Genomic DNA, 11345 nt, shown 5'->3' with positions numbered 1-11345 from the left:
AATGACCGGATAATACAGACTCGATCCCGCCAGTGCGAGCGCTGGCCCATAAAAATGCGGGCCCGCCCCGCTTTCGCCGGGCAGGCCCGAGTCACTGGAGGAGGCTTATTTGTACAGCGGATCGCTGAACAACTGGTCGGTACGCGCCGCCATGATAAAGTCGTTGCGATGTAACCCGCCTATCTTGTGGGTCCACCAGCTGACGGTCACCTTGCCCCATTCGGTCAGGATCGCAGGGTGATGAAACTCGGCCTCCGCCAGTTCACCCAGACGGTTGGTAAACGCCAGCGCCTCCTTGAAGTTGCGAAAAGTAAATTCCCGCCTCAGTTGCAGCTCTCCTTTCACCACCAGCGGCTGCCAGTCGGGAATGAGGTGCATCAATTCGCTCAGCTCCTGCTCGCTCACCTTGGGGGCATCGGCGCGGCACGCTTCACACTGCTGGCTGGCCAGTTCGGACATGGGGCTCTCCTTGTTCATCAATGGGAATGAGATAACGAAAAATCGTGGTGAGTTCAGCTCGCCTGCTTGCCGGCCGCCGGCTCAAAGCGTGGCGGGCGCAGGCCGAGGCGCCTCGCCTCCCCCACCATGGCCATGATGTCCTGCTCCGCCAAACGGTAGAGCGCCGCCAGCTCAGGCAGCACAAAATAGGTGGGCTGCATGATGTCGATACGGTATGGGGTGCGCAGCACTTCTATGGGATCGAAGGGTTGCAGCACAGGCTGGCCACCGAGGGCATAGGCGGTCTCGCCGATAGAGGAGAGAATGCCGCCGCCGTAAATTCTCAGCCCGGCAGGGGTATTGAGCAGACCGAACTCCACCGTGAACCAGTAGAGCCGGGCCAGAAAGACCCGATCCTCCTTGCTCGCCTGCAGGCCAAGCTGGCCATAGACATGGGTGAAGTGGGCGAAGGCGGGATTGGTCAGCATGGCGCAGTGGCCGAAGATCTCGTGGAAGATGTCGGGCTCTTGCAAATAGTCGAGTTCGTCCCGGCGCCGGATAAAGGTAGCCACCGGAAACTGGCGATTGGCCAGCAGGGCAAAGAAGCGGTCGAACGAGATAAGCGCGGGCACGGCAGCCACCGACCAGCCGGTGGCGGGTTGCAGCACCGCATTGATATCCATCAGCTGGGGGATGCGATCACGGGGTAACGTCAGGCATTCCAGCCCCGCCAGATAGTCGTCGCAGGCCTTGCCAGCAAGGGCTGCGAGCTGGCGCTCGATCAGGATCTGCCAGGTGCCATGCTCCTCATTCGAGTAATGGACAAGACCCAGGGGATCTGGCTGGTGTGCTGTGTAGAGACTTGCCATGAGCGGTTCCATCCTGTGCGCACGCCCGGACATCCAAGCATCGGCGACTCATCGTTGACTGACAGGATCACTGTAACGGTTTGCCCCTCAAAAAAGCAGCCGACCCCAGGGTCGGCTGCTGACGTAATTTGTAAACAATTTGTGACAACCACAATCGAGGCCCGGGCCGTCACCCCCTGTTGAGATACCCCGCCAGCTGACTGATGAGCCGCTTGCGCAGCTCACCGAGCTTGGGCTTCTCGTCACCACACCAGGGCAACGGGCGGCACGCCTCTATGGTACGCAGGCCAAGGCGGGCAGTGAGCAGACCCGCGCCCACCCCTTGCGCGGCGCGGGCGGAGAGCTTGGCGGCAAGCTCGGCTCCCAACAAGTCCATCCCCACCTCGGTCACCAGCTCGGTGGCGCCGGCATAGAGCATGTTGCGAAACACCTGACGAATGAGGCGGATGCGGCTCCAATAACCGAGCTCGATGGCATAGACGTCGGCGATGTCCTCGATCATCCGCAGGTTGCGCCACAGCATCAGCATCATGTCGACGGTGGCAAGGGGGCTCAGGGCCACCAGCACGGCGGCCTCCCCCGACCATTTGGCCACCCGGGCCTGGGCCAGCTTGTCACGCTCGGTGAGCACCAATTGGCTGTAGAGGGTCAGCACTTCCCGATCGCTGTGGCTCTCGTCAAGCTGGCTCAGCCAGCTTTGGTACCCCTCGCGCCCCTTGTCGCCACTCTTCTCGGCGAGCGCCTCGCAAAAAGCCTGCCCCTGCCCGACGCCCTGACGGGCCAGCAGATCGTCGGCGCGCGAGCGCACATCCTGCCGCCGCTTGAGTGTGCGCAGCCGCAACCACTCGCGCCCAACTACGCCGGCCGTACCCACGGCCACCAGACCGGAGGCCAGCAACCAGGCGCTGCCCCAGAGCGGGGTGGTGAGCAACTGGTCATAGAGAAAGACGCCATATTGCCCCAAAGAGAGCAGGCCAACAGCTCCCAGCCCCCAGGCGAGCAGCCGATGGCGACGACGAGGCTTGATGGTGAGGGCGGGCTCCACGTCGGTGAGATCATCGAGCTCGTCGAGGCGCTCGAAGCTCGCCTCTTCCAGAAGCTGGGCCGGAGCCGGCGGGCGCTCTTCGCTCGCCACCGACACGCTGGGCTCGAGGACCACCTTGCCCTGCAATGGCGCAGTCTCATCGGCCCTGTGTTTTGTCTGATCGTTCATCTTTTTGCTTGTTCCTCCACGCGGCTGTGCAGCCATGCCTGATCTGTATCCATTGCCACAGAGCCTGGGTTATTCGAGGTGATCCCCGAGCAGAAACTCCAGCGCCGCATCGAGCCGGATATGGGGCAATGCCTGATGGGGACTCATCGCCAAAGGGCGAAATGCCTGAAAATCAAAGCCCTGATTGTTCCACCACTGGGCTGGCGGGATATGGGCAGGCACCTCCCCCGGGAAGAGCAATAACGGCTCCCCCGAGAGGCTGGTACCGCGGATGGCGGGAAACTCGCAGCCATTGGCCACCCCCTTGCCCACCTCGGTCGCCTTGATGGCGGCCAGCGCCAGACACTCTGTAGTGATCCCCTCAAAGCGTGCCTGACCCCGGCCGCTGCGCACTAGGTGCTGGAGCAAAGAGACCAGAGGGCCGTGCTGCTCGGGGGTAACGTGATCGGCCTTGCTCGCCACAAACAGCAGTTTGTCGATGCGCGGCGAGAAGAGCCGTCGCCACCAGTTGCTCTTGCCGTAGGCAAAGCTCTCCATGATGCGGGCGATGGCCTGCTGCATGTCACCAAAGCTGGCGGCGCCGGCATTGAGGGGTTGCAGGCAGTCCACCAGCACTATCTGACGATCGAAACCGGCAAAGTGCTGCTCATAAAAGCCCTGCACCAGATGCTGCTTGTACTGCTCGAAACGCTGCTTGAGAGTGGCATAGAGGGTGCCATCGGCGGGCTCGCCAGCAGGTTTGTCCCACATCCAGGGCACAAACTGCAGCATGGGGGCACCGGCATACTCCCCCGGCAGCACAAAGCGACCGGGTTGGATGAGGTGCAGCCCAAGCTCGCGCTTGCAGGCATGGAGGTAATCGGTGTAACGCTCGGCAAGCTCCGCCACAGGCCGCTCTTCGAAGGCCTGCTCAGCCTGCCACGCGATCGCCAGCCACGCGGCCGCCAGCGCCTGCAACTCGGGGCGACGCAGCTGGTCACGCACCTGCTCGCTCCACTGCTCATAACTCAGTTCAAGCAGCGGCAAGTCGAGCAGCCACTCCCCCGGATAGTCCACCAGATCCACATAGAGGGTGGACATGTCTCCCAGGTGCTTGCGCAAGGGATGGCGGGTGCGATAGCGGATCTCGAGGCGCACCTCGGCCACCCCGCGGGTAGGCTCGGGCCAGGCTGGGGGATCGCCAAACAGGGCATCGAGCCCGCGCTCATAGGCGAAGGTGGGAATGTGGGCATTTTTCTGGGGCACCCGACGGGCGCCCAGGATCCGCCCCTGCCGCTGGGCATCCCACAACGGCAAGCGGCCATCGATGGCCGCATGTTCAAGCTGGTTGACCAGCGCCGTGATGAAGGCAGTCTTGCCGCTGCGGGAAAGACCCGTCACTGCCAGTCGTATGTGGCGATCCCGTACCCGGTTCACCACGTCGGTGGCCTTGTGCTGCAAGAGCGACCATTTTTGTTCGAGTTTGTTGCGTATCAAAGCGGATCCCGTTCTCCCGTTTGCCCCATTTATTCTCGATCGTACGACCCGGTTGCACTCACCGAACCTGCCAACCAGATTGGTCATGCAGGTTCGATGAGTCCGGCAGGCCTCATCGAACCGTCACGGATTCACAGCTTGCTGAATTCCCGTTGCAGAGTGAACTCCTTGGAAGTCACCAGCTTCTCGATGCGCTGCAGCCTGGGCTCCAGAGTATCGAGCTCCTGCGCGATACGGCCCAGTGCCTGATGGGGCGTGATCCCCGCCTGCCAGCTGCGTGCCTTCATGCGCACCTCGGCAAAATCTCCCTCCTCGTTTTGATAGAGAGTGACCGGCTTTTTATCGAGCAGAAACCAGGCTGCTATGTAGGCGGTGAAGGTGATGAAACCTGCAAAGATGAGACCGCTGATGGCCAGCAGCCGCACGATCCAGGTCTCCACCCCAAAGTAGTCGGCAAGGCCGGCACACACACCGGCTATCTTGCCCTGTTGGGGGTCGCGATAGAGATTGCGCCCCTCCCGATTCGATGGACTCATACCTTGTTCCTCCAGCCCGGGACTTCCGCATCCAGAATCGATTCCAGCGCACCGACCCGCTCCTGCATCTTCTCGGCGCGGGCCAGCAAGCCTTGCAGTTGCTCCCGTTCGCTATCGGCGAGACCGGCACCAATCCGTCCCTTGGCACGGTAGTGCAGCACCAGCCAGATAGGGGCTACCACCACCATGAAGACCACCATGGGAACCATCAATACGCCCAGCAGATCTTCCATCCGTTACTCTCCCTGTTTTGGTGTGGTGTCGCCCTGGCCCAGCTTCTGACGCATGGCCTCGAGCTCCTTGCTTATCTGATCGTCGGCTTCCAGCTCGGCAAACTGCTGGGCCAGCGCCTTGTCCGATTGTCCCAGATCGGCACGGGCTTCCATCTCGTCGATGCGACGCTCCATGCGCTCGAACTTGCTGACCACGGCCTGACTGTCGCCACGGGCCACCTGGCTCTGCACATTGAGACGGCTGCTGGCAGCTTCGGTGCGGATCGCCATCGCTTTTTGACGGCTGCGGGCATCTTCCAGCTTGGCTTCCAGCTGACGTATTTCGTCACCCAGTTTCTCGATGCCGCTGTCCACTGCCTGCTGCTCGCGATAGAGGGTCTCGGCCAGCTCGCTCTGCTTCTTCTTCTCGATGAGGGCGGCACGCGCCAAATCTTCGCGCCCCTTGGCCAGCGCCAGCTCGGCCTTGCCCTGCCACTCGTTCACTCGCTCCTGATGGCGACTGACCTGGCGGCCTATCTCTTTCTGGCTGGCGAGGAAGCGGGCCAGATTGGAGCGCTCCTTCACCAGTTCATCTTCCATTTCCTGGATGATCAGGCGCACCATCTTCTGGGGATCTTCTGCCTTGTCGAGCAGGGACGTCAGGTTCGAATTGATGATGTCGGCCAGACGGGAAAAAATACTCATGATAGAACTCCTGTGGTTGGCATACGTTGTTTCTCCATTGACAATGGCAACTTGTGTGCCAATCTGAAACAGAATTTAACTTGTTGATTTATATGGGCCTGTGGGTCGAGTTTCGAGATACCCCATCTAAGTGATGATTAAAATCACCAACTTTTGGTAAGATTGACCAGCTTTTACAACTGACAGGGATCACTATGAGCACGGCCACGGAAAGCCTGTTGGGGGAATCCAACGCATTCCTCGAGATCATTGAGCAGGCCTCCCGCCTCGCACCGCTGCGCAAACCCGTGCTGATCATCGGCGAACGGGGAACGGGCAAGGAGCTCATCGCCCACCGCCTACATTATCTCTCGGGGCGTTGGGATCAAAGCTTTGTCACCATCAACTGCGCCACCTTGAGCGAGAGCCTGCTGGAAACCGAGCTGTTCGGCCACGAGGCAGGATCCTTCACCGGCGCCGCCAAGCGCCATCAGGGCCGGTTCGAGCGCGCCGATGGCGGCACTCTGTTCCTCGACGAGCTGGCGACCACCAGCGCCCGGGTACAGGAAAAACTGCTACGGGTCATCGAATACGGTGAATTCGAGCGAGTGGGTGGGGCCAAGGCCCTCAAGGTAGATGTACGGCTAGTGTGTGCCACCAACGAGGATCTGCCGGCGTTGGCCGACAAGGGGCACTTTCGCCACGACTTGCTGGACAGGCTTGCCTTTGATGTCATCACTCTGCCCCCCTTGCGGGAGCGGCGCGAGGACATACTGATGCTGGCGGAGCACTTCGCCCACGGCATGACCCGGGAGCTGGGTTATCCCCTGTTTGCCGGATTTTCGCGCAAGGCGACCCAGCTGCTGCTGGATTACCCCTGGCCCGGCAACGTGCGGGAGCTCAAGAACGTGGTGGAACGCAGCATCTATCGTCAGGGCAATCCCCAGTTGCCGCTCTCGGATCTGGTGCTCAACCCGTTCGATTCCCCCTGGCGGCCCCGTGCGCAAGGTGCCCCTGCCACGCACATCGCCAGTGAGAGCCTGCCACAGACTAACCCGGCCGCTCAAAGCCTGCCGCTGGATCTCAAAAACGCGGTGGCTGAGTATGAAATTGATTTACTCAAGCAAGCCATGCAGCAATCCCAGTATAATCAGCGCAAAGCCGCCCAGTTGCTGGCCCTGAGTTATCACCAGTTCCGTGGCATGCTGCGCAAATACCAGCTGCTGGACAGTGATAACGATGCGGATTGACGCCACAGGAAATGCTGGCCCTGCGCTATCACCAGTGCCGTGGCATGCGGCGCAAATACCCGCTGCTGGACAGTGATAACGATGCGAATTGAAACCACAGGGAGCCCGGTTCAGGCCGACTCCTGCAACTCGCCAGCCCCGATACTGGCACATTTGTATAAAAACATGGTTCTACAATGAGAATGCTCAAACCCTTGCTGCTTGGATTGCTGGTGCTGGTTACCGGTTGTCAGAAACAAGACGACGCGTCCAGGACGGGACTCATCTACTGTGCGGAAGGCTCGCCCCAAACCTTCAATCCCCAGGTCTCCAATTCCGGGGTGACCCTGGATGCCAGCTCCCGCCCGCTCTACGATCGCCTGCTGGAGGTGAACCCCAACACGCTGGCGCTGGAAGGGGGGCTCGCCACCCGCTGGAGTGTAAGTGACGATGGTCTCTCCTACACCCTGACTCTGCGCAAGGGCGTCACCTTTCACCACACACCCTGGTTCAGTCCCTCACGCAACCTGAATGCCGACGATGTGCTGTTCACCTGGCAGCGGCTGCTGGACAAGCAGCACCCCTATCACGCCATTTCAGGGGGCGAGTATCCCTACTTCTACAGCCTGGGGCTGGATCAACTGATCAAGCGGGTCTACAAGAAGGGACAGCTGCAGGTGGTGTTTGAACTGAATCGGCCGGATGCCTCCTTCCTCGCCACGCTGGCCAGCGACTACGCCATAGTGCTCTCCGCCGAATATGCCGACCAGATGCGCCGCGCCGGCACCCCCGCACTGCTGGACACCCAACCGGTCGGGACAGGTCCGTTCAGCTTCAAGGAGTATCGCCACAACGAATATGTGCGTTACCTGCGCCACCCGGGTTACTGGGGCGGCGAAGCCAAGATTGAACAACTGGTCTATGACATCACGCCAAAATCCGCCAAGCGCCTGGCCAAGCTGCTGACGGGCGAGTGCGATGTGATGAGTACCCCCGTTGCCAGCCAGTTGTCGGTGATCAAGCAGAACCCGAAGCTGAGCCTGTCCATACAGTCGGGCATGAACGTGGCCTTCCTTGCCCTCAACACCCGCAAGGCACCCTTCAACAAGGTACAGGTACGTCAGGCCATCGCCAGTGCCATCAATATCGACAACCTGTTGCAAGCGGTCTACTTCGAGACAGGACAACCGGCCAACAGCCTGCTCCCTCCCCTCTCCTGGGGCTACAATCCTTCTCTGCCGATGCGTCAGCAAGACTTGAAGCGATCACGTCAGCTGCTCAAGGAGGCCGGGCTTGAGCACGGATTCGAGATGCAGGTGCTGGTACAGCCGGGTTCGCGCCCCTACAACCCGGATGCCCTCAAGACAGCCCAGCTGATGCGCAGCGATCTGGCCAAAGTCGGCATCAAGCTGAAAATCGTGCAGCAGGAGTGGCCTGTCATCGAAACGCGCCTCGCCCACGGCCAATACGACAGCCTGCTATCGGGCTGGATTGCCGACAACGCCGACCCCGACAACTTCTTTCGCCAGTTGTTGAGCTGCACCGCCGTCGAGCGTGGCAACAACTACAGCCGCTGGTGCAGTCCGGCCTTCGATCAACTGCTGGATGACGCTGTGACCACACCCCAGCTGGCGTTCCGGTTGCGCAACTACTATTACGCCCAGACCCTGCTCAACGAGCAGTTGCCGCTCATCCCGCTGGCCCATGCCCTGCGCACCCAGGTCAGTCGCAGCGACATTGAGGGGCTCTCCCTGATGCCTTTTGGCGGCACCGTCTTCTACCAAGCCCACAGGGAGTAAGCATGTTTCTCTATATTTTGCGCCGCATCAGTCTGCTGCTCATTACTCTGCTGGCCCTGACCTTCGTCGCCTATCTGCTGGATTATCGGCTCATCGGCCTGCAAGCCAGCTTCTGGAGCGGCTATCCTGACTTCCTGAACAAGATTCTGGACGGGGATCTGGGGCTTTCCAGTGTATCCGGTCTGCCTGTGCTGGACGAGATCCGCCACTACTTCCCGGCCACCCTGATCCTCTGTGCAACGGCGTTTGCCATCTCGCTGCTGGTGGGCATTCCGCTGGGCACCCTGGCGGCGCTCTCACAAGGCAAGCCGCTGGATCTCTCCATCATGACCGCCAGTCTCATCGGTTATTCGGTGCCGGTATTCTGGCTGGCGCTGCTGATGGTGATGTTCTTCTCGCTGGATCTCGGCTGGTTGCCCGCCTCCGGCCAGATCAGCCTGCTCTACGACGTGCCCTCCATCACCGGCATAGCGCTGTTCGACGTGCTGATGAGCCATGAACCCTGGCGCCAGGCGGCACTGCACGATGCCCTGCGCCACTTGATCCTGCCCTCGCTGGTGCTGGCGGTGGTGCCCACCACAGAGGTGATCCGCCACGTGCGCAGCTCCCTCATCGACGTGATGAAGCAGAACTACATCAAGGCGGCAGCGAGCCGTGGTCTCTCCCGCCGGCAGATTGTCTGGCGCCATGGCCTCAAGAATGCCCTGCCACCCGTGTTGCCGCTGCTGGGTCTGCAACTGGGCAGCGTGCTTACCTCCGCCATGATCACGGAGGTGGTGTTCGAGTGGCACGGGATCGGTCGCTGGCTCATCAGCAGCATAGCCCTGCAGGACTATGCCGCCATCCGTGGCGCCACCCTGGTAGTAGCTGGCTTCGTTATCTTTACCAGCGTCAGCACAGAGCTGCTCACCACCATCATCTATCCGGCACGACGTAAAGAACTCTATGCAAAACAAGACTGAAGGTGCTCACGGCATGACCTGGAGCCAGGAATCCTATGCAAGACAAGACTAGCCTCTACCCCGAGCTCAAGATCCTCTCCCCGCTGGAGCAGACCTGGGCCTCCTATCGCCGCAATCCGCTGGCAATGGGGGCACTCTGGTGCTTCGTGATCCTGCTACTCATCACCTTGATTGGCCCCTTCCTGGTGCCCTATGGCATCGATGAGCAGCACAGTACCCACCTGCTGCTGGCACCCTCCTGGGCCAACAGCGGCAACATAGACTACTTTCTTGGCACAGACGATCTGGGCCGTGACATCCTCTCCCGGCTGGTAGTAGGCGCGCGCTTCACCTTCGGCAATGCCTTGCTGGTAGTGCTGATCGCCATGGTGATAGGCACGGCCATCGGCATCCTGGGCGGCATGAGCAAGGGGCTCAAATCGAGCGTGCTGCACCACTTGCTCGACACCCTGCTCTCCATCCCCTCTCTGCTACTGGCTATCATCATGGTCGCCATTCTGGGGCCCGGCCTGTTCAACACCCTGATTGCCATCACGCTGGCGCTGATCCCCCCCTTCATCCGGGCGACCTACAATGCGGTCCACACCGAGATGCAAAAGGAGTACATCATCGCCAGTCGCCTCGACGGCTCGCCCCCGTTTCGGATCATGCGTCTGGCCGTACTGCCGAACATAGTGGAGACCCTGGTCGCCCAGACCACTCGCACCCTCTCTGCCGCCATCCTCGATATCTCGGCGGTGGGGTTTCTCGGTCTCGGTGCCCAGTCTCCCCAGCCGGAGTGGGGTGCCATGCTGGCCGACTCGAGCGATCTCATCTATCTGGCCCCCTGGACCGTGACCCTGCCGGGCATGGCCATACTGTTCAGCGTGCTGGTCACCAATTTAGTTGGTGAAGGCATCCGTGAAGCACTCAAAGAGGGGAATGATTAATGCCCTTGCTCGACATACGCAACCTCACCATCGAAATTGACACGCCACAGGGCAAGGTCAAGGCGGTGGACAAGGTGAGCCTGACCCTGACCGAGGGGGAGATCCGCGGCCTGGTGGGGGAATCCGGCTCCGGCAAGAGCCTGATTGCCAAAGTGATCGTCGGCATCCAGAAAGACAACTGGACGGTACGTGCCGACCGGATGCGCTTCAACGACATGGATCTGCTGACCATGGCCCCCAAGGAGCGGCGCCGGATCATGGGCCGCGAGATAGCCATGATCTTTCAGGACCCCATCAGCTGCCTGGATCCGTCCGGGGAGATTGGCGCCCAGCTGGAAGAGGCGATCCCGACCGATTCGTTTGAAGGGAAATTCTGGCAACGCTTCCAGTGGCGCAAGAAAAAAGCCATCGCGCTGCTGCACAGGGTCGGCGTCAAGGATCACCGCAAGGTGATGCGCGCCTATCCCCACGAGCTCTCTGACGGCATGTGTCAGAAGGTGATGATCGCCATGGCCATTGCCAACAAGCCGCGCCTGCTGGTAGCCGATGAGCCCACCAGCGCCATGGAGTCCACCACCCACTCCCAGATCCTGCGGCTGCTGGACAAGATGAACAAGCTGGGCAACACCACCATTCTCATCATCAGCAACGACATTGCCGCCATCGCCAACCTGACCGACACCATCAATGTAATGTACTGCGGCCAGATGGTGGAGGTAGGTACCCGGGAGCAGATCCTGGATACCCCGCACCACCCCTATACCGATGCCTTGCTCAAGTCCATTCCCGACTTTGACAAGCTGGTGCGCCACAAGTCGCGACTTGAAACCCTGCCCGGTGTCATTCCACCGCTGCAGCATCTGCCCATAGGTTGCCGGCTCGGTCCCCGTTGCCCCTATGCCCAGAAGCAGTGCGTACAGACGCCGCTGATGAGCAAGATCAAGGGCCACCAGTTCAGTTGCCACTTCCCGCTGAACATGGAGGAGCCGAAAAAATGA

At 60.7% G+C, this 11345-nt stretch carries 12 protein-coding genes; 5 read left to right on the top strand and 7 right to left on the bottom strand.

Features of this window, described 5'->3' with window-relative positions; genetic code table 11:
- Positions 1–105 precede the first annotated feature (105 nt).
- From GWQ29_RS06940 to pspA, 7 genes are all read right to left on the bottom strand, one after another.
- Positions 106–459 carry a 4a-hydroxytetrahydrobiopterin dehydratase gene (locus GWQ29_RS06940; RefSeq protein WP_275919068.1) on the bottom strand — a complete coding sequence of 118 codons (354 nt, stop codon included), beginning with the start codon at positions 457–459 and terminating at the stop codon, positions 106–108.
- Between the two features lie 53 nt (positions 460–512).
- Positions 513–1307, bottom strand: a complete 795-nt coding sequence (phhA, locus tag GWQ29_RS06935) for a phenylalanine 4-monooxygenase (RefSeq protein ID WP_111588332.1) — start codon at positions 1305–1307, stop codon at positions 513–515.
- Between the two features lie 169 nt (positions 1308–1476).
- Entirely contained in the window at positions 1477–2520 is a 1044-nt protein-coding gene (locus tag GWQ29_RS06930; protein WP_275908912.1) for a TIGR01620 family protein, read from the bottom strand.
- Positions 2521–2589: 69 nt separating this feature from the next.
- Positions 2590–3996 (bottom strand): YcjX family protein, encoded by a 1407-nt coding sequence (locus GWQ29_RS06925; RefSeq protein WP_275908913.1) that lies wholly within the window; start codon positions 3994–3996, stop codon positions 2590–2592.
- 131 nt (positions 3997–4127) lie between these two features.
- On the bottom strand, positions 4128–4532 hold the full coding sequence (gene pspC, locus GWQ29_RS06920; protein WP_005310766.1) for an envelope stress response membrane protein PspC: 405 nt from the start codon (positions 4530–4532) through the stop codon (positions 4128–4130).
- The gene (gene pspB, locus GWQ29_RS06915; protein ID WP_025326779.1) at positions 4529–4765 is read right to left on the bottom strand and encodes an envelope stress response membrane protein PspB; all 237 of its coding nucleotides are present in this window, start codon (positions 4763–4765) and stop codon (positions 4529–4531) included. The genes pspC and pspB overlap by 4 nt, the downstream gene beginning before the upstream one ends.
- 3 nt (positions 4766–4768) lie before the next feature.
- Positions 4769–5449: a phage shock protein PspA gene (pspA, locus tag GWQ29_RS06910; protein ID WP_005310762.1), complete on the bottom strand. Its 681-nt coding sequence runs from the start codon at positions 5447–5449 to the stop codon at positions 4769–4771.
- 194 nt (positions 5450–5643) lie between these two features.
- Between pspA and pspF the strand changes: the two genes are divergently transcribed.
- The 5 genes from pspF to GWQ29_RS06885 all read left to right on the top strand — a co-directional run bounded on the left by pspF (position 5644) and on the right by GWQ29_RS06885 (position 11345).
- The gene (pspF, locus tag GWQ29_RS06905) at positions 5644–6678 is read left to right on the top strand and encodes a phage shock protein operon transcriptional activator (protein WP_169046283.1); all 1035 of its coding nucleotides are present in this window, start codon (positions 5644–5646) and stop codon (positions 6676–6678) included.
- A gap of 182 nt (positions 6679–6860) precedes the next feature.
- Positions 6861–8456: an ABC transporter substrate-binding protein SapA gene (sapA, locus tag GWQ29_RS06900; RefSeq protein WP_192873408.1), complete on the top strand. Its 1596-nt coding sequence runs from the start codon at positions 6861–6863 to the stop codon at positions 8454–8456.
- 2 nt (positions 8457–8458) lie between these two features.
- Positions 8459–9418: an ABC transporter permease subunit gene (locus GWQ29_RS06895; RefSeq protein ID WP_099993626.1), complete on the top strand. Its 960-nt coding sequence runs from the start codon at positions 8459–8461 to the stop codon at positions 9416–9418.
- Positions 9419–9453: 35 nt separating this feature from the next.
- Positions 9454–10347 (top strand): ABC transporter permease subunit, encoded by an 894-nt coding sequence (locus tag GWQ29_RS06890; protein ID WP_275919067.1) that lies wholly within the window; start codon positions 9454–9456, stop codon positions 10345–10347.
- Positions 10347–11345 (top strand): oligopeptide/dipeptide ABC transporter ATP-binding protein, encoded by a 999-nt coding sequence (locus GWQ29_RS06885; protein WP_099993630.1) that lies wholly within the window; start codon positions 10347–10349, stop codon positions 11343–11345. Before GWQ29_RS06890 ends, GWQ29_RS06885 begins: the two co-directional genes overlap by 1 nt.

It is taken from the genome of Aeromonas sp. 2HA2, assembly GCF_029237345.1.
Lineage (GTDB): Bacteria > Pseudomonadota > Gammaproteobacteria > Enterobacterales > Aeromonadaceae > Aeromonas > Aeromonas salmonicida.
The sequence above is the reverse complement of the archived record's forward strand: the minus strand, read 5'-3'. Positions and strand labels throughout refer to the sequence as shown.